This window comes from Citrobacter sp. GW821-FHT02E08 (assembly GCF_059421685.1).
In genome coordinates, this window is sequence record NZ_JBWKVL010000001.1 from 433,985 (window position 1) to 457,507 (window position 23,523).

The following is a 23,523-nucleotide window of genomic DNA, read 5'->3' on the forward strand; positions in this document are numbered from 1 at the left end:
TAACAACGTTGTTCACCTGCAGGGCCGGGCGATCGTCGGGATCGCAAATGATGCTTAACCTGTGAAGGATATTCCATGAACAGAATAAAACTAGAGTGGAAACGTGGTGACTGGGCCGCTTACTTCGGGCTGATGACCAACAATCTGACTAACCTGCTGACGATGATGGGACTCCTCATCTTTGTTGTGGGGATCCCCAAAGAGATCGTGTATGGCCGCATTGCGCCTGCTTTTGGTCTGGCGGTGCTGGTGGCGAGTATCTTTTATGCCTGGTTTGCCATGCAGATGGCGAAACAGACGGGGCGTACCGATGTGACGGCGCTGCCGTCCGGACCGAGCGCGCCGTCGATCTTTACCGTGACCTTCCTCGTACTGATGCCGGTTTACCAGCAAACCCAGGATGCCGACTTCGCCATTCAGATAGGCCTGGTCTGGTGTTTTGTTGAGGCGCTGATCCTGGCGGGCGGTTCCTTCCTGGGCGAAACCATCCGTAAGATGATCCCGCGTACCGTGCTGCTCTCCTGTCTCTCCGGACTCGGTTTATTGCTGCTGGCGATGAACCCGATGCTGCAGGCTTTTGAAGCACCAACGGTTTCGTTCATCGTCTTGCTGCTGATCTTCATTAACTGGTTTGGCAAAAAACCGATCTTTGCGCGAATTCCCACTGGTCTTTTGCTGCTGATTGCCGGTACTGCGCTGGCGTGGATTTCCGGTCTGCAAAGCCCGGAAGCGATTAAAGCGTCGATGTCTTCTTTTGGTTTCAACCCGCCGGAAGTCCATGTCGATAGCTTCCTGCAAGGGTTGCCGCATGCGCTGCCGTACCTGGCCTCGGCGGTGCCGTTGGGCCTGGCGAACTACATTTTTGACCTTGAAAACATTGAAAGCGCCCACGCCGCTGGCGATGAGTACAACACCCGCAAAGTGATGCTGGCGAACGGGCTCTCTTCCATGCTCGGCTGTCTGATGGGGAACCCGTTCCCGGTCACCGTTTACGTGGGGCATGCCGGGTGGAAAGCGATGGGCGCCAGCATTGGTTATACCCTGGCGTCGGGCGTCACCATGTTCCTCGTCCCGCTGTTTGGGTTGGGGGCATTTATGCTCGCCATTATTCCGATGACTGCCATCGTACCGATTCTGGTCTTTATCGGCGTAGTGACCGCCAACCAGGTGGTGCGCGAAACGCCAAAAATAGAGGTGCCGGTCATTTTCATCTGTCTGTTCCCGTGGATAGCGAACTGGGCGCTGACCATCGTGAATAGCGTGATGGGTGCCGCAGGGACGTCGGCGGCGAAGCTGGGCAGCGATCTGTTGCACAGTAAAGGCGTCTATTACGACGGACTGGTACATCTTGGCAGCGGTGCGCCGCTCGCCAGTATGCTGTGGGGGTGTATCGCCATCTTCGCGATTATCAATAAACCGCTGCGGGGCGCGGTGGCTGCCGCCTGTGGCGCGCTGCTGTCGCTGTTTGGGGTCATCCATTCGCCGATGGTGGGGATTGCCGAAGGCACTTCACTGATGTTCGTCCTCGCCTACCTGATGGTGAGCGGCGTGTTTGTACTGAAGCATTTTCTCGACAGTCGGGAAGCGGTGACTGATACCGCGCAGGAACCGACGAAAACCACCTGAATACGTTGATGGGATGAAGACACGATGAAAGAACTTGTGGTCGTTGCCATTGGCGGCAACAGCATTATCAAAGATAACGCCAGCCAGTCGATTGAACATCAGGCTGAGGCGGTGAAAGCAGTGGCGGATACGGTGCTGGAGATGCTGGCATCGGATTACAACATTGTGCTGACCCACGGTAACGGACCGCAGGTTGGGTTGGATCTGCGACGTGCGGAAATCGCCCATGAACGCGAAGGGCTGCCGTTAACCCCGCTAGCGAACTGCGTAGCTGATACTCAGGGCAGTATCGGTTATCTGATCCAGCAGGCGTTGAACAATCGCCTGGCGCGTCATGGGGAGCAGAAAGCGGTGACCGTCGTGACGCAGGTGGAGGTGGACAAAAACGACCCTGGTTTTGCCCATCCCACTAAACCCATCGGGGCATTTTTTAACGCCGCCCAGCGCGATGAACTGCAGCGGGCGAATCCGCAATGGCATTTTGTGGAAGATTCCGGTCGCGGCTATCGTCGGGTTGTTGCCTCACCGGAACCGAAATGCATTGTCGAAGCGGATGCCATTAAAACGCTGACCCAACAAGGCTTTGTGGTTATTGGCGCGGGCGGCGGCGGGATCCCGGTGGTGCGAAGCCCGCAGGGCGATTATCACAGCGTGGACGCCGTCATTGATAAAGATCTCTCTACGGCGTTGCTGGCCCGTGAGATCCACGCCGACATTCTGGTGATCACCACCGGCGTTGAGAAAGTCTGTATTCACTTTGGCAAACCTGAGCAGCAGGCGCTGGAGCGGGTGGATATCCCCACCATGACCCGCTACATGCAGGAAGGGCATTTCCCGCCCGGCAGCATGTTGCCCAAAATTGTCGCCAGCCTGGCGTTTCTGCAACAGGGCGGTAAACGGGTGATCATCACCACGCCGGAATGTCTGCCCGCCGCACTGCGCGGCGAAACGGGCACCCATATCGTCCATTCATAAAAGGAAGATGCGATGAAGGAAAACAAAAGCCGCCGTGAGTTTCTGAGTCAGAGCGGCAAAATGGTCACCGCCGCCGCACTGTTTGGCGCGGCGGCGCCGGTCGCGTATGCTGCTAATTCTGTCGGGACAACCGGTGACGCGAAAGGCGCTATGACCATCAACGACACACATTACTATCTGGATAACGTGCTGCTGGAAGCGGGCTTCGAGTACGAGAATGCGGTGGCGGTGCATACCCGAACCGAGCTGCAAACCGTTGAGATTCAGGACGGGAAAATGGTTGCGCTACGCGCCAATAAAAGCCATCCGGATGCGACGCTGGCGCATTACGATGCGGGCGGGAAGTTGATGTTGCCTGCGATGCGCGACATGCACATCCACCTGGATAAAACCTTCTACGGCGGGCCGTGGCGATCGCTGAATCGCCCGGCGGGCACCACCATTCAGGATATGATCGCGCTTGAGCAAAAGTTGTTGCCTGAGCTACAGCCGTATACCCAGGAACGGGCAGAAAAGCTGATTGACCTGTTGCAGTCAAAAGGGACCTCTGTGGCGCGAAGTCATTGCAACATTGAGCCAGTATCCGGGCTGAAAAATCTCGAAAATTTGCAGGCGGTACTGGCGCGCCGAAAAGCGGGCTTTGAGTGTGAAATTGTGGCCTTTCCACAGCATGGTTTGCTGCTGTCAAAATCAGAACCGTTGATGCGCGAAGCAATGCAGGCGGGGGCGCACTACGTTGGCGGTCTTGACCCAACCAGCGTGGATGGCGCGATGGAGAAATCCCTCGACACCATGTTCCAGATTGCGCTGGATTATGACAAAGGCGTCGATATTCATCTGCACGAAACCAGCCCGGCGGGCGTTGCGGCGGTGAATTACATGGTTGAACGGGTAGAAAAAACGCCGCAACTCAAAGGGAAGTTAACCATCAGCCACGCCTTTGCGCTCGCCACGTTGAATGAGCAGCAGGTCAATGCGCTGGCAACCCGGATGGCTGCCCAGCAAATTACCATTGCTTCGACGGTGCCGATTGGCACGTTACATATGCCGCTCAAACAGTTGCGCGACAAAGGCGTGACGGTGATCACCGGAACGGACAGCGTGATCGATCACTGGTCGCCGTATGGCCTGGGCGACATGCTGGAGAAAGCGAACCTGTACGCCCAGCTCTACATTCGTCCTAATGAGCAAAACCTGTCGCGGGCGTTGTTCCTGGCGACGGGGGATGTGTTGCCCTTGAATGATAAAGGCGAGCGCGTCTGGCCGAAAGCGCAGGATGAAGCCAGTTTTGTGCTGGTGGACGCCTCTTGTTCTGCCGAAGCAGTGGCACGGATTTCGCCGCGTACCGCGACATTCCATAAAGGCAAGCTGGTGTGGGGGAGCGTCGCCAGCTAATGTCTGCGCCTACCGTGGAACCGCATGTCCTGGATCCACGGTGGGCTTCTCCTGCCTCTCACAGCCCCTTATCTAACTGACGATACCCATATAGCCATGGATGCCCATATAGACGCCGACCAGGCCGATTAACAGGCTGGAAAAGTAAGGGGCTTTTCTGGCGAGGCGATTAAATCCGCTCCAGCGTTTAGCCGCTTGCTGGACACTGATTGCCGCTCCCACGCCAACCGTGACCAGCGTTAACGCCAGACCAACACTGAAGCAGAGCACCATTGTGGCGCCCAGGGTGAAGGCTTTAAGCTGGATGCAAATCAGCAGTACGGTGATTGCCGCAGGACAGGGGATAAGCCCGCCGGTCAGGCCAAATAATACAATCTGCCCGTTCGTCACTTCTCTGCCGTGAAAGCGGCGCTGGATGTCACTGGCATGCGCGAGTTCATGGGCGTCCTGATAGGCTTTTGAGCCAGCGGTTAATCCTTCCAGTCCTGCATGGTCATGATGGTCATGATCGTGGTGATGGTGTTCATGCTTATGGTGATGGTGGTGATGCTCATGCTCATGATGGTGATGATCGTGCTCATGGTGATGATGGTCATGCGCTTCCGTCAGCCAGTTTCGCTCACCTTGCCATGTGCGCCAGAACATCCAGGTCGCAGTGCCCAGAATAATGATCGCGGAAATAAACTGTAGCCAGGGTTCAACCGATTCTGCGGTAAATGCCCGGCTGATATACATGCCTCCAAGCGCGATAAGCCACACAACCGCAGTATGCGAAAGTGTGGCGGCAAGCCCCAGCATTACAGCCTGCCTGACGGTGCCTTTAATCGCGATGATAAATGCCGCCATCATCGTCTTGGAGTGTCCGGGTTCAAGCCCGTGCAATATGCCTAACAAAATCGCGCTGGGAATAAAAAACCAGGCGTTACCTTGCTGAAGAAGTGTCGAGAATTCGCCCATGAGAATGATTCTTAGTTTTTATACCTGTTTTCATTCTACTCCCCCCCAGTACCGAATACTACCCCCCAGTAGAAGCGCAATGCTATAATCCACAATGATTTATGTTAAGGAGGTATTGTTATGTCACATACAATCAGGGATAAACAAAAGCTTAAAGCGCGAACCAGCAAAATTCAGGGGCAGGTCGTTGCCTTAAAAAAAATGCTGGATGAACCCCATGAATGCGCGGCAGTTTTACAGCAGATCGCGGCGATTCGTGGCGCGGTGAACGGACTGATGCGGGAAGTTATCAAGGGTCATCTGACCGAACATATTGTTCATCAGGGCGATGAAGTAAAGCGCGAAGAAGATCTGGATGTGATCCTGAAAGTGCTGGATTCCTATATCAAATAGTCGGGGGCGCCACCCGACTATTGCTGTGTCATTAACAACAAACGAATGTTTGGTTCCGGTGCGTAATATAGCGTTCAACATGTCCAAAACGTTGTGGTTTCGGGCTCTCGGTCCTGAAAACCGCTCCTTGTTGATCTTACCGGTGCCTTTGCCAATGAATTAGCGAACGATCAAATTCTTTCTTTACCATTGGGAAGACTGATTTTCCCTGTGTAATAGGATGAGAATGGATAAATAGCGTATTTATTTTGCCGCCCATTCTTTTTTCGATTCGTTGCTTATACGCATACACGCTGCGTATATCCGTATTTAACGTTTGAGCTATTTGATGTGGGTTTTGCCCTGACACCATATTTCCCATAATGGTAAATTCCATCTGCGTGAGCGTATTCCCTTTCGAAAAAGACAAGTAGCGCCCAATGAACACTTGCCTTATTTTTTCGTTGGCGATCTCCAGTCCGTCGTCATGGTAGATGACAGCCGAAACTGCAGTATGATTTTTCCGCCAATAGTTCGCTAACGACTGCATATTCCGATCGCTGACCAGTATTATCCCCATTCCCGTACTGGCGAGATAGTCAATCCATTCGGTATTCAGAAACAGCCGCAGGTAGCTAATTGAAAAATCCACGAAAATATAGCCGCTTAATCTGGCATTATGGTTATTATTTAAAATACCATCCATGACCCCGCGATTAAAATAAACACTTTGTTCTGGCCACATGCAAAAACACGCATTGGCGCAGTACTGTAATCGAGGTGATTTCTCTGGTATGATATTACAACGTAAAGAACAACTGCTGCAGGTAATGTTTTTTAATTTAACATCCAGCCCCATAAAGAACCTCCCTATCCGTAGATAATTTCATAATTTCATCCGTTTTTAAACCTGTCAATACTCCACGTCATACCTTGTTACTGTCGTGAATTCGTTTAAATATCAAAAATTACTACTTTTCTTACTGGTCATATTTTTTGATTTTTCAAAAAATAATTGAATGCTCGTTAACGTTTGCACATCCAGGCGAGAGAGACTCATGCTCAGAACGTACGTACCCGTCGTCCAGGATTTTTATCTATGGCACCAGGAATAGTTATATTAAAAAAATGTATGAGATTTATCTCTAAATGGCATCAATGGTTAAAGGTTGTGATTTTGTTAATTTTAACCATTGGTTTGTAACGCGACTATTGAGTTATATAAATGGTAATTTATCTGTTTGTTCGGTTTTTAGTCGTGTCGTAATAATATCCAGGGAAGCGTGAATATTCATCAAAAAGAGTCTTAACTAAGAAAAAGTGATCTTATCAACAATGAAGGTGTTTGATTTATAACTATTTTTGATGAGGTTTTTTGATGCCAGTCCCATTAGTTAATATTTATAGTGATCTCAATATAAGAATTTTGTAGCATTACATTCATGATATCAATATGAAAAGGAATACCGTGCCTGACGTGTTAAAACATGCTGGATATTACACTATTAATCACCTGGTTTACTTTCATACTGGCAAGCGAACACTATCAAATAGCGTTACAGATGAAGTGGTTACCCTGCAAACGCCTGCGAGCCTGATTCTCTTATGTCTAATAATGAATAATGGGAGTGTCGTTTCGCAGAATCAGCTTATTGCTGCAGGGTGGGGGGAGAAGAACAGTGTGACATCCGCAAATACGTTTTATCAAACCATTCTTATTCTCAGAAATGCATTAGAAGGCATTGGCTTACCACGCGACATTATCAAAACAATTGCTCGCCGGGGGTTGATGATTTCAGCGGATATTCAGGTTCGCGATATCGCACAAACACCCCCAGCGGCAACGGTTTTAACACCACCGGTTGAAATACCGATTGAACCACCTGTTGTTGAACCGATTGTTACGCCGATGGTTGAAACGCAGAAGAGAGCGAAACGTCTGTCGTTTCGTTCACCTCTGTCTGGCCTGTTTCTTTCTTTATCGCTGCTGGTTGCCATTATTGGCGGGGTCATCGGTACCTTTCACCTGCGTCAGGAGTCCTTGTTATCGTCGTATGATATTTTGACTACGGATAAATTTCCCTCCTGCACTGTATTTCAGAAGGGAAATGATGCGCTAAAAAACCATTACCTGCGGTTTATGCAAAATCATAATGAATTATGCCGCGAGAATAACTATATCTTTCTCTCTGGAGTGAGCAGTGCCAAAAATATTGCCGCCGTGATTTGCCCACAGGACGTCAGGAAAAAGGCGTCCACCAAATGCACAACTTACTATTCGATTAATAATGAAAACTAAAATACTCTTGTTCGTAATTGTTGTATTGGTCTCTCTGGCCACAGGGGGAAGCATCTGGTATGCCAAGAAAACTAACCCAAAAATAGATTGCAGCGGTTATGCCGTTTGGGATATCGACCATGAGGTTTTCTCTGGTGATATTTCTTATCAAATGCATAACAGTCAGGGGATCATTACCCTTACCGGTATTTTGAAAACGTCTGACTCCCGACTTTATAAAGTGAGTCGCGTCATTTACTTCACGTATAAGAAAATACGTAAACACTATATTCTCACCAGCAGCAGGATTGTTCAGTTTCCTTCCGACAACCTAAAAGACGCCGGTGAGCGCAAAGCACTCCCCGCATTGTATTTAGCGAGTGGCGCTTCGTTTTCGCTTCTGATTAACAAGTATCGGGAAGGTTGGGCATTTACCACCGTGGGTTCGCCATCGTTGCTCTGTATGGATGCAAATTAACGAGAAGTGAGGGGGAAATTTAACGGCTCAACCCCTTCCGGTGTATGAGCCGTTAAGATTGTCGTTAGCCAAAAAACATCACAGAAACGCAGAGCAGGCCGACAATCAGGGTTATCAGATTACTCAATGAGCGGTAGGGTTTTAGCGCCGGGATTAGATAGGTCGACAGCGTCGGCATGATGAACAAAATCATGGCGATGAGTGGGCCGCTGATCGCGTAAATCATTGAGATTGCATTTGGGTTAATGCAGCAGACAATAAAGGTGATCACCGAAACCAGCATAATGGAAAGCGCGCGATAAAAGGCGCGGCTTTTCTTCACGCCAACCTGCTGTAAGCCGGTTTTCACCACCTCAGTTGCCCCTTCGATCACGCCGAAATAGGTGCCGAGGAATGACTTCGACATGGCGACAACGGCGACAATAATCCCGGAAATCGACAGCCAGGCGGGGGCATTTTGCATCATCGACAGCGCGGACAGAATGGTTACGCCCTCATGTTTGGCCGCTTCAATGTAAGCGGGCGGAATGGAGAGCAGACAGCTAAAGACGAAAAACAACACGCTCAGGCTGATGATCAGGTAGGCGACCTTCATGATTTTTTTGCATTTACCCATGGCCTGCTCGCCATATTTTTCACGTCTGTCGATGGCAAACGTGGAAATAATTGGCGTATGGCTAAAAGCGAAAACCATCACTGGAATAGATATCCATACCTGATTAAGCGTGTGCTGATCGAAAGACATCTGGCTGGTCAATAAAGAGGGTTGCCAGCTTCCGGTCAAATAGAACGAAAGAAATAAAAAGTACGCGATGAGCGGAAACACCAGAAATCCCATCACACGAAGTGTGGCATGGCGTCCCATCAGAAAAATCAGGTTCAGCGTCACCACCACACCCAGACTGACCAGCATACGGATGCGGAGGTCTACCTGCAGGTGTTTTGCCACCTGTTCGGTGAGCGAGTTGGTGATCGCCACGGCATAAATCAGCACGACCACAAAGAAGGCAATAAAGTACAGCGAGGTGATCAGGCTACCGATCTTTTTACCGTAGTAGTGTGTTACCGCGCCGGTGATCCCTTCTCCTGCTGAGGTTTTAGAAGAGAGGATGAACTGACACAGCGCCTTGTGCGGCCAGTAAGTCAAAGGCCAGGCGACCAGCGCGGTGATAAACAGAACAATCGCCCCCGCTGAACCCAACTGTATGGGGAGGAAGAGGGTTCCTGCACCTACGGCAGTTCCATATAACGCGAAACTCCAGAGAGTCTCTTCTTTTGACCAAATTTTCGACATTATCTGAACGTATCAACTATAAAATAAACAAAAAAGAAGCACAATTTACCATAAACAGGGGTTATTGAGGGAGGCTAATACATAGAGGGAGCGTACAGATAAAATGCCGGAATCACAGCGACTCCGGCAAATCAGAGCGTTATCAGGCAGTAACGCGCTGCTGGCGATGTTTGATCACACGATGGCGCAACGTATCGTAGGCCCAGTTATAGAGCATGGTGTAGGGCAGGAAGAACAGGAAGAAACCGATCTCCAGTGTGAATGCTTGTAGCAGACTGACACTCAGCACATACGCCACAATACTCACCCCAATCACGATAAAGCCGCTTTCAAATCCCAGGGCATGAAAGGCGCGGACTTTGGCGGTACGTTTGACCAGATGTGCAGGCCAAAAACGGTCAAACAGCGCGTTATAGATGATATTCCAGATCATCGCGGTGGTTGCTAGCAGCACGGTGAGACCGCCCATTTCGAGAACGGAGCGCTGCATTAACCATGCCGTCGTTGGGGCGAGAATAGCCGTTGCGATACCCTCAAAGCAGACGGCATGAAAAATACGCTCAGGTAAGGAGCGGCGTTGTACAGCATCGTGTTGCATAGCGTGAAACCTTCTTTTATGTTCGGAATAGTGTGGAATCCTGGGCATTTTATCGCTTAATGTGATATCTAAAAGATAGTATCCATCGATAAAGTAGATAGTTCATGCGCTACTCTCCTGAAGCATTAACGGCGTTTGTAGAAACCGTCTCCTGCGGCTCCTTTTCTGCGGCGGCGCGGCGGCTGCGTAAAAGCCAGTCCACCATCAGTACGGCGATAGCGCATTTGGAGGCCGACCTTGGTTTCTCGCTGTTTGACCGATCGTCGCGACAACCGGTACTGACGGAAGAGGGAAAGCGGGTGCTCAGTTATGTGCAGGCGATTTTGTCGGCGAGCGACCGTCTGGATGAAGTGGCCTTGTCGTTGTCCGGAGAAACGGAAGCGCGCCTGACCTTTGTCCTTTCCGACACTCTGCATCCGGATGTTCTCGAAGAACTGATGGTGCAGTTTGATCGGCAATTTCCGCATACCGAGTTTGAATGCCTGATCGGTGAAGATGAGGATGTCATCGATCTGCTGCAAAAAGGACGTGCCCAGGTGGGGCTGATAGAGGCCCGCGACGACTACCCGACCGATATGGGCGTCACGCGTTTGCCGATGCAAACCTGGATGGGACTGTATGCTGCCGAGACGCACCCGCTGGCGACGCAGGAAAAAGTCTCCTGGGATCAACTGCATACCTGGCGTGAACTGCGACTGAATACCTATTTTGAAAGCGGCGCCAATGTGGCGCGAGGACCGGTCTGGTCCGCGCCTAACTATTTATTATTGCTCAGTATGGCGGTGCAGGGATTCGGCTGGTGTGCGCTGCCCTGTGCGTTGGTCGAAGAATTTGCCGCGGAGAAACCGTTGGTTCAGCTGGATGTGCCCGGCTGGCCCAGGGCTATCTCTATCGATCTCCTCTGGAATAAGAAATCTCCCCCAGGGGCAGCGGGGAGCTGGCTCCGATACCATTTACAACAGGGGCGTGTCGCGTCGTAGCTACAACGATACGAATTTCCTTTGTGATAAAACTCACTTTTTTTAAACATTCAAGGCAACAAATTTTTAACAATCCTCTACTATTGCGGTGTTATTTTGCGCAGAGGTGGTAATGAAAGAGGTTGTGATAGTTGGGGCATTACGGACACCCATTGGCTGCTTCCAGGGAACGCTGGCGCGTCATTCTGCCGTTGAGCTTGGCAGCGTGGTCGTGAAAGCGTTACTGGCGCGCACGGGTGTTGATGTACATGCCATCGATGAAGTTATCCTCGGTCAGGTTCTCACAGCAGGAGCAGGGCAGAATCCTGCCCGTCAGTCCGCCATCAAAGGCGGGTTACCGAATACGGTTTCCGCTATCACCATCAACGATGTCTGTGGTTCAGGGCTAAAAGCGTTGCATCTGGCGACCCAGGCTATCCAGTGCGGTGAGGCGGATATTGTGATTGCGGGCGGACAAGAAAACATGAGCCGCGCGCCGCATGTTCTCACCGACAGCCGCACCGGAGCGCAACTGGGCAACAGCCAACTGGTCGACAGCCTGGTTCACGACGGTTTGTGGGATGCGTTCAACGATTACCACATGGGCGTAACCGCTGAAAATCTGGCGCGGGAATACGGGATCAGCCGCGAGTTGCAGGATGCCTATGCGCTCAGCTCTCAGCAAAAAGCGCGTGCGGCAATCGATGCGGGCCGCTTTAAAGATGAGATCGTGCCTGTTATCACTCAGCGTAATGGACAATCAAGGGTGATTGATACGGATGAACAGCCGAGGACCGATGCCAGCGCCGAAGGGCTGGCCAGGCTGGATCCCACGTTCGATCGTCTGGGATCGGTCACGGCAGGAAATGCTTCGTCAATTAACGATGGCGCCGCCGCCGTGATGATGATGAGTGAAGCCAAAGCGCAGGCGTTGAATTTACCCATACTGGCGCGTATTCGTGCTTTTGCCAGTGTCGGCGTGGATCCGGCGCTGATGGGAATTGCCCCCGTTTATGCCACTCGCCGCTGTCTGGAGCGGGTTGGCTGGCAGCTTGCAGATGTGGATCTTATCGAAGCCAATGAAGCGTTTGCCGCTCAGGCGCTTTCTGTGGGAAAAATGCTGGAGTGGGATGAACGCCGGGTGAACGTTAACGGCGGCGCGATTGCCCTCGGCCATCCCATTGGCGCTTCAGGCTGTCGAATCCTGGTTTCGCTGGTGCATGAAATGCTTAAGCGTAAAGCGCGTAAAGGGCTGGCGACGTTATGTATCGGTGGCGGGCAGGGCGTGGCATTGGCTATCGAGAGAGACTGAGCATCGCCTTGCCGCTGGCATAAAAAAGCCCTCCACACGGAGGGCAAGACCAGTTACAGAAACACTCGAACAAAGAATAATTTATCAAAACAATGTTTCAATATTTGTGATTCATGACGCAACTTGATGATAAAACGCGTCATAACCGCCTCCGCATTCCCTCTCTGTTTTCTGCACCTGGCCTCTCTGTTGGGCAATAATCGCAATATTTCAATTATCTCTTTGTTTTTAAATGAATTGTTTTTAATTTTTTTGATGCGCTGCGCCTGAGCGTGATCGGGACTGCATTTTTGACAATAATTATCGCAAAAATGAAACGTTGTTTTATTTATAATTGAAAACAGATTCACGGAGGGCTATCATGGCCTCATTAGGTAAAACGGAACAGCGTTTTGCTCTCCGTTCAGGAATTCACGGTCGATTTATCATTGGAGGTAAATATGGACGTAAGACAAAGTATCCACAGTGCGCACGCGAAAACGCTGGACACCCAGGAACTGCGCAATGAGTTTTTAGTTGAAAGCGTGTTTGTGGCTGACGAATACACCATGGTTTACAGCCACATCGATCGCATTATCGTCGGCGGTATTATGCCGGTGGCGAAATCAGTTTCTGTAGGCGGTGAAGTCGGTAAGCAACTGGGCGTGACCTACTTCCTGGAACGTCGCGAATTAGGCGTAATCAACATTGGTGGTCCGGGCACGATTACCGTTGACGGCCAGTGCTATGAAATTGGTCATCGCGATGCGTTGTATGTGGGTAAAGGCGCGAAAGAAGTGGTTTTTGCCAGCGTAGATACGGCAAAACCGGCGAAGTTCTACTACAACTGCGCACCGGCACACACCACCTATCCAACCAAAAAAGTGACGCCAGCCGATGTGGCTCCGGTCACTTTAGGCGACAACACCACCAGTAACCGTCGCACTATCAACAAATATTTTGTTCCGGATGTTCTGGAAACCTGCCAGTTGAGCATGGGGCTGACCGAACTGGCGCCAGGCAACCTGTGGAATACCATGCCGTGTCATACCCATGAACGCCGTATGGAAGTGTACTTCTATTTCAACATGGACGAAGACACCTGTGTCTTCCACATGATGGGGCAGCCGCAGGAAACGCGTCATATCGTGATGCACAACGAGCAGGCGGTGATCTCGCCGAGCTGGTCTATTCACTCCGGTGTGGGCACCAAAGCGTATACATTCATCTGGGGCATGGTGGGCGAAAACCAGGTCTTTGATGACATGGACCACGTGGCAGTAAAAGATCTGCGCTAGTCGCGAACGGCAATGATGCCTGTCCGTGACAGGTACTAAAAAATTAAGGGTTTACAATGATTCTGAATGCATTTTCTCTCGAAGGTAAAGTAGCGGTCGTTACGGGTTGTGATACCGGTCTTGGTCAGGGTATGGCGCTGGGTCTGGCAGAAGCGGGCTGCGACATTGTCGGGATTAACATCGTTGAACCAACAGAAACGATTGAACGCGTTACCGCGCTGGGTCGTCGTTTTTTAAGTCTGACCGCTGATTTGCGTCAGATCGACGGTATTCCGGCTCTGCTGGAACGTGCGGTGGCGGAATTTGGTCATATCGATATTCTGGTCAACAACGCGGGCCTGATCCGTCGTGAAGATGCGATCGACTTCAGTGAAAAAGACTGGGACGACGTGATGAACCTGAACATCAAGAGCGTGTTCTTTATGTCTCAGGCGGCGGCGAAGCACTTTATTGCTCAGGGTAACGGCGGCAAAATCATCAACATCGCGTCCATGCTCTCCTTCCAGGGCGGTATCCGCGTTCCGTCTTACACTGCATCAAAAAGCGGCGTTATGGGCGTAACCCGTCTGATGGCGAACGAGTGGGCGAAGCACAACATCAACGTGAACGCGATTGCCCCAGGCTACATGGCGACCAACAACACGCAGCAGCTGCGTGCTGATGAAGAGCGCAGTGCGGCGATCCTTGAGCGTATCCCAGCGGGTCGTTGGGGTCTGCCGAGCGATCTGATGGGGCCGATTGTCTTCCTGGCTTCCAGCGCGTCTGATTACATCAACGGCTATACCGTGGCTGTTGACGGCGGTTGGCTGGCGCGTTAATTCGCCAACCGTAAATGCCCGATACTGCGAACGCGGGTCGGGCATTTCCCTCTCCTTTTCCCTTCTTCTGTTCTTCTCTTCGTCTTTTCGCTGACCTGGCACACTCAGGCGCTCACCGCATAACAATTGAACTGGAAACTTAATCATAACTTTGTTTCACTGCCATCAGCTTTCAACGAAGGAGTGCGCAATGAAAACGATTGGTTTGCTGGGCGGAATGAGCTGGGAATCCACCATTCCCTACTACCGTTTAATCAACGAAGGAATTAAGCAACGTCTGGGCGGTTTGCACTCTGCGAGCCTGTTGCTGCATAGCGTTGATTTTCATGAAATTGAAGCGTGTCAAAGCCGCGGCGAGTGGGACAAAGCGGGCGATATTCTGGCACAGGCGGCACTGGGCCTTGAGCAGGCGGGCGCTGAAGGGATCGTGCTGTGTACCAACACGATGCATAAAGTGGCGGATGCCATTGAAACGCGTTGCCGGTTACCGTTTTTGCACATTGCTGATGCGACGGGGCGCGCCATTACCCGCCAAAACATGACGCGTGTGGCTTTGTTGGGAACGCGCTATACCATGGAGCAGGATTTCTACCGGGAAAGACTGGCGCAGCAGTTTGCGATTGAAACCCTGGTTCCGGAGGTTGATGCGCGTGACAAAATTAACCAGATTATTTTCGATGAGTTGTGCCTTGGCGAGTTCTCCGCGCGGTCACGCCATTATTACCTGCAGGTGATCGAGAGCCTGGCGGCGCAAGGTGCGCAGGGCGTTATTTTTGGCTGCACCGAGATTGGCTTGCTGGTCCCGGAAGCGGACAGCGCGCTCCCGGTGTTTGATACCGCTGCAATTCATGCCGCAGATGCGGTGGAGTTTATGCTTTCGTCGTCTGCGAAAGAATAGCGTCCAGCGGATCGATAAGGCGCGGTAACGAGGCCTGGAGATGTTCACTGAACGTGTCTACCAGTGCGGACGAAGGGCGGTGTAAGGGGCGGATCAGGCTGACGGTAAAGGGTACGTCGATACTGAAACGCCGCACGGTAACCCCGCTTGCCGCATAATCCAGGGCGGTAAACGGGTTGACGACGGAGATCCCGGCTCCCGCGTGCACCATCGCGCAGACCGAGGCGGCGCTGTGGGTTTCGATAACCATACGGCGCTTAACCTGATGCTCATTGAACAGTGTATCCAGCAGCTGACGGTAACTGTCAGTGCGTGACAGGCTAATGTAATTTTCCCCCTGAAAATCGTCAGGCGTCAGCACGGACTTTGCCGCAAGTGGATGACCTGACGGCAGGACGCACACTTCATTTCGCGTGAGCAACGCGGTGCGTTCAGTCCCCGCAGGTGCATGCAGGGTTTCGGTCAGACCAAGATCGTGACGCTGCGCGGAAAGCCACTCTTCCAGCAACGGCGATTCCTGCGGCACAATGTTCAGGCTGACATCCGGGTAACGGGCAAGAAAAGGCTGCAGCAGCGCCGGTAAAAAGGATTGCGAGAACACCGGCAGACAGACGATAGACAACTCCCCCTGGCGGAATTCACGTAAACTTTCCGCCGCGCTCACAATGCGATCCAGCCCATACCAGGAACGCTGGACTTCCTCGAACAGCCGCAGCCCTTGTACCGTTGGATGTAGTCGCCCGCGAGTCCGTTCAAAGAGTTTTAATCCCAGCACTTTTTCGAACCGCGCAAGTTCCCGGCTGACGGTCGGCTGTGAGGTATGCAGCAGCGCCGCCGCCTCGGTCAGATTTCCGGCAGTCATCACCGCATGGAAGATTTCAATATGACGAAGATTCACGGCGGGCATCGGTTTTCCTTAGTGGGGATAATCCATATCATTTTTGCATAGAGTCAGGATAAAACGATATTTTTTATTCTCTTCAGGTTGTGGCGTAATCATAAAAAATATCTTGCCCGGAGCCCGCTATGCCACATTCGCTGAACTGCACAGAGACCTCGCTTAACGCTGAAAATTTGCTTCACTTACCGGCTGAGTTTGGTTGCCCGGTCTGGGTGTATGACGCGCAGGTTATTCGCCGCCAGATCGCCGCCCTGCAACAGTTTGATGTGGTGCGTTTTGCGCAGAAAGCCTGCTCGAACATCCATATTTTGCGCTTGATGCGCGAGCAAGGGGTGAAGGTTGACTCCGTCTCGTTGGGCGAGATCGAGCGCGCGCTGGCGGCGGGGTACAACCCGCAAACGCATCCGGATGACATTGTATTCACCGCTGATGTGATTGACGCCGCCACCATCGCCCGCGTTAGCGAGTTGCGTATTCCGGTCAATGCCGGGTCCGTGGACATGCTGGATCAGCTCGGTCAGGTTTCTCCCGGGCATCGGGTCTGGCTGCGTGTGAATCCGGGGTTTGGTCATGGTCATAGCCAAAAAACCAACACCGGCGGTGAAAACAGCAAGCACGGTATCTGGCATACCGATCTGCCTGCTGCGCTGGCGGTGATACAACGCCATCAGCTTAAACTCGTGGGCATTCATATGCATATCGGTTCTGGCGTTGATTACGGTCACCTGGAGCAGGTGTGCGGCGCGATGGTGCGTCAGGTTATCGAATGTGGTCAGGATCTGGAGGCGATTTCCGCAGGCGGTGGATTGTCGATACCCTACCGCGACAACGAAGAATCTGTTGATACGCAACACTATTACGGGTTGTGGAATGCCGCGCGTGAGCAAATTGCGCGTCACCTTGGACATCACGTGGCGCTGGAAATCGAACCTGGACGCTTTCTGGTGGCGCAATCAGGCGTCCTGGTAACGCAGGTGCGCAGCGTAAAACAGATGGGGAGCCGACACTTTGTGTTGGTGGATGCCGGCTTTAACGATCTTATGCGCCCGGCCATGTACGGCAGCTATCATCGTATCAGCGCTCTGGCGGCAGATGGACGCTCGCTGGAAACGGAACCGCAGGTGGATACCGTCGTTGCGGGCCCGCTGTGCGAATCAGGTGATGTGTTTACCCAACAGGAAGGCGGAAAAGTGGAAACCCGCGCGTTACCGGCGGTGGCTCCCGGTGATTACCTGGTGCTGCACGATACGGGGGCGTATGGCGCATCCATGTCCTCAAACTACAACAGCCGTCCACTGTTACCGGAAGTGTTGTTTGATAACGGCGAAGCAAAACTGATTCGCCGTCGTCAGACTATCGAAGAGCTGCTGGCGCTGGAGTTATTCTGATTGGTAATACGGCCCGGTGGTGACGGAATCGCGGAGTACCAGGGTTCCCGTAAAGGGAGGGATGGGCTCCAGCGCCTTACCGCTGACCAGGCGTATGGCCTGATCGATAGCCGTGGTTATCATATTATCAATGGGTAGATAGACCGTAGAAAGCCCCGGCTCAAGCCATTTTGCGCTGGGGGCATCGTCAAAGCCAAACAGTGAAATATCCTGTGGGATCCGAAGTCCAGCCTGATGCAGCGCTTTCGAGGCGCCCAACGCCATATCGTCGTTACAGGCGAAAAGGGCGCTAAACGTCACACCTTCATCGAGCAATTCACGGCACGCATCGTAGCCACGCATCATGCTGGAGTCCCCGTATTTTACCTTTGCTGGATCCCAGGCAATGCCGTTCTTCTCCAGCGCTTTACGATACCCCATTAAGCGGGATTTTCCGGTTGGGGTGTGGATGGGAACGGTAATGCAGGCGATATCGCGATGGCCCTGCGAGATCAGATAATCCACGACCTGAAAGGCGGCGTCTTCTTGTTCGAAAAAGACGGCGCGATCCCGCGCCAGGCTGACGTCGCGATTGATCACCACCAGCGGCATGGCGATGGTATTGATAAGCGCCATGATCGCCTTTTCGCTCATATAGCGGGTATAGAGAATGATGGCGTCACATTGCCTGTCGGCAAGCATCTGTACCGCTTCCTGCTCGCGCTCCGGCGTGTCGTGGCCGTCGGTGACGATCAGTTGCTTACCGTGAGATTCCGTCTGGCGCGAGGCCTGTTGCAGCAGTCGACCGAAGTAGAATCCGTCAAATGTCGACACCACAAGACCAATGCTGTTACTGGTACGGTTCGCCAGCGATCGCGCCAAAAAGTTGGGGCGATAATCCAGAGCCTCCATCGCGTTAAAGACTTTTTGCCGCGTGCTCTCTTTTACCTGTCCTGTCCCGTTAAGCACGCGAGAAACAGTCGCCTTTGATACGCCCGCACGACGTGAAACATCCAGCATTGTTGTCATGACGCTATTCCGGTGATTCGTTTGACGAAGAATTCCCTGACTCCGTCGGCGTCGAAACAGAGTGTCGACGGACCAGAGTGGGGCTAAACACATGAGTGATGTCCGGCACAGGACGCTTTTCCGCCAACGCGAGCGCCAACTCCGCTGCCTGCGTCGCCATCGTCACAATAGGATAACGAACGGTGGTTAGCCGTGGGCGTACATAGCGGGAAACCAGAACGTCATCGAAACCAATCAGGGAAATCTTCGAAGGGACGTCGATGCCGTTATCATTTAATACCCCCATGGCACCCGCCGCCATGGAGTCGTTATAACAGGCGACAGCGGTGAAGTTTCGTCCACGGCCTAACAGTTCCGTCATGGCATGTTCGCCCCCGCTTTCGTCGGGTTCGCCAAAGGTCACCAGCCTGTCGTTACACGGCAGTTGACTCTCTGCCAGCGCGTCGTAGTAACCTTGCAGACGGTCTTCCGCGTCCGAAATAGTGTGGTTTGAACACAGATAGCCGATTCGGGTATGTCCTTGCTGAATAAGGTGGCGAGTGGCAAGCCAGGCGCCATAGCGATCGTCCAGGGCCACGCAGCGTTTCTCAAATCCTGGCAGGATCCGGTTGATCAATACCATGCCGGGAATTTGCTTCATGAGCGAGGCCAGCTCGGCATCCGGGAGCAGTTTGGCGTGAACAACCAGTGCGGCGCAGCGGTGGCGGATCAGCTGTTCAATCGCCTGACGCTCTTTGTGTTCGTTGTGGTAGCCGTTGCCAATCAGTAAAAAATTACCGGTGTGATAGGCCACTTGCTCAACGGCTTTCACCATCGCGCCAAAAAAAGGATCGGAAACATCGCCCACCACCAGACCAACAGTCTCTGTCGATTGTTGGGCGAGGGCGCGGGCATTGGCATTGGGGTGATAACTGAGAGATTCCATCGCGCTGGTCACCGCAAGACGAGACGCCTCACTGGCTTTTGGGGAATCATTGATCACGCGAGAAACGGTGGCGACTGAAACACCAGCCAGTCGGGCCACATCCTTTATGGTCGCCATGACACTAGTACCTATTGAGGGTAAACGCTTACATCCTGCCAGTGTTACGGAAAAAGAGGGGCTATTCAAGCAGATTGCCCATCCTGACCTCGCAAATGTGAGCGCACACCAATGAAGTAAGACAGAAAATAGAGAATACAAACCTTTAGTTACACTTTGCTAAAGGCTGTTTCGATTGTTCGCTGGTGAGGAATTAGCGCGAATTGATAGAGTCGAGATCCCAGAGGTATTGATAGGTGAAATCAGCTTTCGGGTTGATCACACGAATTACACCAACCTGCGCAGATGCGCAGGTTTTTTTTTGCCTCTACGCAATCTGTAAACAGTAACACATAATTTACACAACTCGTTGCATTTGCGTTCATTCCTTTGCGTTTTCGCACTGGCGCACATTCAGCGTGGAGACCACAATCAAGATCCCAGAGGTATTGATTGGTGAGATTATTCGGTACGCACTTCGTACCCTGTCTCTTGCACCAACCTGCGCAGATGCGCAGGTTTTTTTTTGCCTCTGTTTATGCTCACTGTCGCCCCCACTGCCCATCTCGTGTAATCTGCCTCCACTCATTTTTACCGAATTGATGGACAAAGGGAGTGGTAATGCTATTTGGATTTTTTCGTAACCTGTTCCGCGTGCTGTACCGTGTACGCGTCACGGGGAATGCCGGAGCGTTGCAGGGACAGCGTGTTTTAATCACCCCAAACCACGTTTCTTTTATTGATGGCATATTGCTGGCGCTATTTTTGCCGGTTCGCCCTGTCTTTGCGGTCTACTCCTCTATCAGCCAGCAGTGGTACATGCGGTGGCTCACGCCGCTGATTGATTTTGTTCCGCTTGATCCCACCAAACCGATGGCCATTAAACATCTGGTACGTCTGGTTGAGCAGGGACGCCCGGTCGTGATCTTCCCGGAAGGGCGTATTTCGACGAGCGGTTCGTTGATGAAAATCTACGATGGCGCCGGATTTGTGGCGGCGAAATCGGGGGCGACGGTGGTGCCGATCCGGATCGAAGGCGCCGAGTTAACGCGTTTTAGCCGCCTGAAAGGTCTGGTGAAGCAGCGCTTTTTCCCGCAAATTCGCCTGCACATCCTGCCGCCGACGCACTTACCGATGCCTGAAGCGCCGCGTGCGCGCGATCGCCGAAAGCTGGCAGGGGAGATGCTGCATCAAATCATGATGGAAGCGCGCATGGCCGTGCGACCGCGTGAAACCCTGTATGAGTCGCTCCTGACGGCTCAGTACCGCTACGGCGCAGGCAAAAACTGCATTGAAGATATCAACTTCACGCCGGATACCTATCGTAAACTGCTCACTAAGACGCTGTTTGTTGGCCGTATTCTGGAAAAATATAGCGTCGAAGGTGAGAAGATTGGCCTGATGCTGCCAAACGCGGGCATCAGCGCGGCGGTGATTTTCGGCGCGGTTGCGCGTCGCCGTATTCCGGCGATGATGAACTACACGGCAGGCGTCAAAGGGCTGACCAGCGCGATTACCGCCGCTGAAATCAAAACCATTTTTACCTCTCGCCAGTTCCTTGATAAAGGCAAACTCTGGCATCTTCCTGAGCAGCTGACGCAGGTTCGCTGGGTGTATCTGGAAGATCTGAAAGCGGATGTCACCACTGCCGATAAAGTGTGGATTTTTGCCCATTTGCTGATGCCACGTCTCGCACAGGTGAAACAGCAGCCAGAAGACGCCGCGATGATCCTCTTTACCTCCGGTTCTGAGGGACACCCGAAAGGGGTGGTTCACAGCCATAAGAGTTTGCTGGCAAACGTGGAGCAGATCAAAACCATTGCGGACTTCACCGCCAATGACCGTTTCATGTCAGCATTGCCGCTGTTCCACTCATTTGGACTGACGGTCGGATTGTTCACGCCGTTACTGACCGGCGCAGAAGTGTTCCTCTATCCCAGCCCGCTGCACTACCGCATCGTGCCGGAACTGGTCTACGACCGTAACTGTACCGTCCTGTTTGGCACCTCAACGTTCCTCGGCAATTACGCGCGTTTTGCCAATCCATATGACTTCTACCGTCTGCGCTATGTGGTGGCGGGAGCGGAAAAACTGCAGGACAGCACCAAACAACTTTGGCAGGACAAATTTGGCCTGCGTATTCTGGAAGGGTACGGCGTCACCGAATGTGCGCCCGTGGTCTCGATTAACGTCCCGATGGCGGCAAAACCGGGCACGGTTGGCCGGATCCTGCCTGGAATGGATGCGCGTTTGCTTGCGGTTCCCGGTATTGAAGAGGGCGGTCGTCTGCAGCTTAAAGGCCCCAATATCATGAGCGGATATTTACGGGTCGAGAAACCGGGCGTGCTGGAAGTCCCAACCGCCGAAAATGCGCAGGGTGAGACGGAACGCGGCTGGTATGACACCGGCGATATCGTGCGCATTGATGAAAATGGTTTTGTGAAAATTCAGGGGCGCGCCAAACGCTTTGCTAAAATTGCAGGCGAGATGGTCTCGCTTGAAATGGTGGAACAGCTGGCGCAGGGCGTGTCGGCTGAAAAAATGCACGCCACGGCCATCAAGAGCGACGCCAGCAAAGGGGAAGCTCTGGTGCTGTTCACAACCGATGGTGAGCTTACGCGTGAAAAACTGCTGCAGTATGCCCGTGCTCACGGCATTCCTGAACTGGCTGTCCCGCGGGATATTCGTTACCTGAAACAACTTCCGCTTCTTGGCAGCGGCAAGCCCGATTTTGTGACGCTGAAAAGCTGGGTGGATGAACCGGAAAAACATAATGAGTGAGTCAGTGCACACTAACACTTCAATTTGGTCGAAGGGGATGATGTCCGTTATTGTCGCGCAGTTTCTCTCTGCGTTTGGTGATAACGCGCTGCTCTTTGCCACGCTGGCGCTGTTGAAAGCGCAGTTTTATCCGGACTGGAGTCAGCCGATCCTGCAAATGGTGTTTGTGGGCGCTTACATTCTGTTTGCTCCTTTTGTCGGGCAGGTCGCGGACAGTTTTGCCAAAGGGCGGGTCATGATGTTCGCCAATGGCCTCAAACTGCTGGGTGCCGCCAGTATCTGCTTCGGGTTTAACCCGTTTGTCGGCTATACGCTGGTCGGGATTGGTGCCGCCGCTTACTCTCCGGCGAAATACGGCATCCTCGGTGAGCTGACCACGGGCGACAAGTTAGTGAAAGCCAACGGCCTGATGGAAGCATCGACCATTGCCGCTATCTTATTGGGTTCTGTTGCGGGCGGCGTGCTGGCTGACTGGCATGTGATTGCTGCGCTGGTGGCCTGTGTCCTGGCGTATGGCGGCGCGGTGGCGGCGAATGTCTTTATTCCCAAACTGGCTGCCGCGCGTCCGGGGCAATCCTGGCATCTGGGCAAGATGGCGCGTAGCTTTTTCCGTGCCAGTATCTCGCTGTGGCGCAATGGCGAAACGCGATTCTCTCTGGTAGGCACCAGCCTCTTTTGGGGGGCTGGCGTTACGCTGCGTTTCCTGTTGGTGCTGTGGGTGCCTGTGGCCCTGGGGATCACCGATAACGCCACCCCGACCTATCTTAATGCGATGGTGGCGATCGGGATTGTGGTCGGTGCAGGCGCGGCGGCAAAACTGGTCACGCTGGAATCCGTAGCACGCTGTATGCCCGCAGGGATTCTGATTGGCGTAGTGGTACTGATTTTCTCCCTCCAGCACGCGCTGCTCCCGGCCTATGCTTTATTGATGCTGATTGGCGTTCTGGGTGGTTTTTTTGTGGTCCCGCTCAATGCGTTATTACAGGAGCGCGGTAAAAAAAGTGTTGGCGCAGGGAATGCCATCGCCGTGCAGAATCTCGGCGAAAACAGCGCGATGCTGCTGATGCTGGGCATCTACTCGCTAGCGGTTCTGGTGGGGATTCCGGCGGTCGCGATTGGTATCGGATTTGGGGCGCTATTTGCGTTTGCGATAACGGCGCTGTGGATCTGGCAGCGCCGCCAGTAAT

General features: G+C 52.7%; 21 protein-coding genes. 14 read left to right on the forward strand and 7 right to left on the reverse strand.

Annotated elements, in window-relative coordinates:
• The first annotated feature begins 75 nt into the window (after positions 1 to 75).
• From AC07UY_RS02075 to AC07UY_RS02085, 3 genes are read left to right on the forward strand one after another with little or no spacing between them, the layout of a single operon-like run.
• Positions 76 to 1,626, forward strand: a complete 1,551-nt coding sequence (locus AC07UY_RS02075) for a xanthine permease (protein ID WP_494661339.1) — start codon at positions 76 to 78, stop codon at positions 1,624 to 1,626.
• A 24-nt stretch (positions 1,627 to 1,650) separates the two neighbouring features.
• Positions 1,651 to 2,601: a carbamate kinase family protein gene (locus AC07UY_RS02080; protein ID WP_494661338.1), complete on the forward strand. Its 951-nt coding sequence runs from the start codon at positions 1,651 to 1,653 to the stop codon at positions 2,599 to 2,601.
• 12 nt (positions 2,602 to 2,613) lie between these two features.
• On the forward strand, positions 2,614 to 3,996 hold the full coding sequence (locus AC07UY_RS02085) for an amidohydrolase family protein (RefSeq protein ID WP_494700664.1): 1,383 nt from the start codon (positions 2,614 to 2,616) through the stop codon (positions 3,994 to 3,996).
• 72 nt (positions 3,997 to 4,068) lie between these two features.
• Here the strand turns inward: AC07UY_RS02085 and AC07UY_RS02090 are convergent, their stop codons facing one another.
• A complete protein-coding gene (locus AC07UY_RS02090; protein WP_494700665.1) occupies positions 4,069 to 4,953 on the reverse strand; it encodes a nickel/cobalt efflux protein RcnA in 885 nt (294 codons plus the stop codon).
• 120 nt (positions 4,954 to 5,073) lie between these two features.
• On the opposite strand from AC07UY_RS02090, the gene rcnR reads away from it, so the two are divergent.
• Positions 5,074 to 5,346, forward strand: a complete 273-nt coding sequence (rcnR, locus tag AC07UY_RS02095; RefSeq protein ID WP_192613352.1) for a Ni(II)/Co(II)-binding transcriptional repressor RcnR — start codon at positions 5,074 to 5,076, stop codon at positions 5,344 to 5,346.
• Between the two features lie 136 nt (positions 5,347 to 5,482).
• Here rcnR and AC07UY_RS02100 read toward each other — a convergent pair whose 3' ends face one another.
• Positions 5,483 to 6,184: a helix-turn-helix transcriptional regulator gene (locus tag AC07UY_RS02100; RefSeq protein WP_494700666.1), complete on the reverse strand. Its 702-nt coding sequence runs from the start codon at positions 6,182 to 6,184 to the stop codon at positions 5,483 to 5,485.
• A gap of 594 nt (positions 6,185 to 6,778) precedes the next feature.
• On the opposite strand from AC07UY_RS02100, the gene AC07UY_RS02105 reads away from it, so the two are divergent.
• Both AC07UY_RS02105 and AC07UY_RS02110 read left to right on the forward strand, forming a co-directional pair.
• Complete coding sequence (locus tag AC07UY_RS02105; RefSeq protein ID WP_494700667.1) at positions 6,779 to 7,624, forward strand: winged helix-turn-helix domain-containing protein; 846 nt, start codon at positions 6,779 to 6,781, stop codon at positions 7,622 to 7,624.
• Positions 7,614 to 8,081, forward strand: coding sequence for a YqeJ family protein (locus tag AC07UY_RS02110; RefSeq protein WP_494700668.1), 468 nt, complete (start codon positions 7,614 to 7,616; stop codon positions 8,079 to 8,081). The genes AC07UY_RS02105 and AC07UY_RS02110 overlap by 11 nt, the downstream gene beginning before the upstream one ends.
• A gap of 64 nt (positions 8,082 to 8,145) precedes the next feature.
• On the opposite strand, the gene AC07UY_RS02115 is transcribed toward AC07UY_RS02110, so the two are convergent.
• Together AC07UY_RS02115 and AC07UY_RS02120 are read right to left on the reverse strand one after the other, a co-directional pair.
• On the reverse strand, positions 8,146 to 9,375 hold the full coding sequence (locus AC07UY_RS02115) for an amino acid permease (protein ID WP_494700669.1): 1,230 nt from the start codon (positions 9,373 to 9,375) through the stop codon (positions 8,146 to 8,148).
• A 142-nt stretch (positions 9,376 to 9,517) separates the two neighbouring features.
• Positions 9,518 to 9,973 carry a multidrug/biocide efflux PACE transporter gene (locus AC07UY_RS02120; protein ID WP_192613346.1) on the reverse strand — a complete coding sequence of 152 codons (456 nt, stop codon included), beginning with the start codon at positions 9,971 to 9,973 and terminating at the stop codon, positions 9,518 to 9,520.
• 104 nt (positions 9,974 to 10,077) lie between these two features.
• Here AC07UY_RS02120 and AC07UY_RS02125 point away from each other — a divergent pair, with 104 nt between their 5' ends.
• From AC07UY_RS02125 to AC07UY_RS02145, 5 genes are all read left to right on the forward strand, one after another.
• Complete coding sequence (locus AC07UY_RS02125; RefSeq protein ID WP_203360124.1) at positions 10,078 to 10,953, forward strand: LysR family transcriptional regulator; 876 nt, start codon at positions 10,078 to 10,080, stop codon at positions 10,951 to 10,953.
• Positions 10,954 to 11,065: 112 nt separating this feature from the next.
• Positions 11,066 to 12,244 carry an acetyl-CoA C-acetyltransferase gene (locus tag AC07UY_RS02130; protein WP_494661331.1) on the forward strand — a complete coding sequence of 393 codons (1,179 nt, stop codon included), beginning with the start codon at positions 11,066 to 11,068 and terminating at the stop codon, positions 12,242 to 12,244.
• Positions 12,245 to 12,684: 440 nt separating this feature from the next.
• Positions 12,685 to 13,521 carry a 5-dehydro-4-deoxy-D-glucuronate isomerase gene (kduI, locus tag AC07UY_RS02135; protein ID WP_203360126.1) on the forward strand — a complete coding sequence of 279 codons (837 nt, stop codon included), beginning with the start codon at positions 12,685 to 12,687 and terminating at the stop codon, positions 13,519 to 13,521.
• Positions 13,522 to 13,577: 56 nt separating this feature from the next.
• On the forward strand, positions 13,578 to 14,339 hold the full coding sequence (kduD, locus tag AC07UY_RS02140) for a 2-dehydro-3-deoxy-D-gluconate 5-dehydrogenase KduD (RefSeq protein ID WP_192613342.1): 762 nt from the start codon (positions 13,578 to 13,580) through the stop codon (positions 14,337 to 14,339).
• Positions 14,340 to 14,529: 190 nt separating this feature from the next.
• Complete coding sequence (locus AC07UY_RS02145) at positions 14,530 to 15,237, forward strand: aspartate/glutamate racemase (protein WP_494661330.1); 708 nt, start codon at positions 14,530 to 14,532, stop codon at positions 15,235 to 15,237.
• Here AC07UY_RS02145 and AC07UY_RS02150 read toward each other — a convergent pair.
• Complete coding sequence (locus tag AC07UY_RS02150; RefSeq protein WP_494700670.1) at positions 15,209 to 16,144, reverse strand: LysR family transcriptional regulator; 936 nt, start codon at positions 16,142 to 16,144, stop codon at positions 15,209 to 15,211. The two genes, AC07UY_RS02145 and AC07UY_RS02150, sit on opposite strands and share 29 nt — an antisense overlap.
• Positions 16,145 to 16,263: 119 nt before the next feature.
• On the opposite strand from AC07UY_RS02150, the gene lysA reads away from it, so the two are divergent.
• The gene (lysA, locus tag AC07UY_RS02155; RefSeq protein WP_494700671.1) at positions 16,264 to 17,526 is read left to right on the forward strand and encodes a diaminopimelate decarboxylase; all 1,263 of its coding nucleotides are present in this window, start codon (positions 16,264 to 16,266) and stop codon (positions 17,524 to 17,526) included.
• Here lysA and AC07UY_RS02160 read toward each other — a convergent pair.
• Entirely contained in the window at positions 17,518 to 18,534 is a 1,017-nt protein-coding gene (locus tag AC07UY_RS02160; protein ID WP_494661327.1) for a LacI family DNA-binding transcriptional regulator, read from the reverse strand. The genes lysA and AC07UY_RS02160 overlap by 9 nt on opposite strands.
• A 4-nt stretch (positions 18,535 to 18,538) precedes the next feature.
• A complete protein-coding gene (gene galR, locus AC07UY_RS02165; protein ID WP_494700672.1) occupies positions 18,539 to 19,576 on the reverse strand; it encodes an HTH-type transcriptional regulator GalR in 1,038 nt (345 codons plus the stop codon).
• A gap of 600 nt (positions 19,577 to 20,176) precedes the next feature.
• Between galR and aas the strand changes: the two genes are divergently transcribed.
• Positions 20,177 to 22,336 carry a bifunctional acyl-ACP--phospholipid O-acyltransferase/long-chain-fatty-acid--ACP ligase gene (aas, locus tag AC07UY_RS02170; protein ID WP_494700673.1) on the forward strand — a complete coding sequence of 720 codons (2,160 nt, stop codon included), beginning with the start codon at positions 20,177 to 20,179 and terminating at the stop codon, positions 22,334 to 22,336.
• On the forward strand, positions 22,329 to 23,522 hold the full coding sequence (lplT, locus tag AC07UY_RS02175; RefSeq protein WP_494700674.1) for a lysophospholipid transporter LplT: 1,194 nt from the start codon (positions 22,329 to 22,331) through the stop codon (positions 23,520 to 23,522). Before aas ends, lplT begins: the two co-directional genes overlap by 8 nt.
• The last annotated feature ends 1 nt before the right edge of the window (position 23,523 follow it).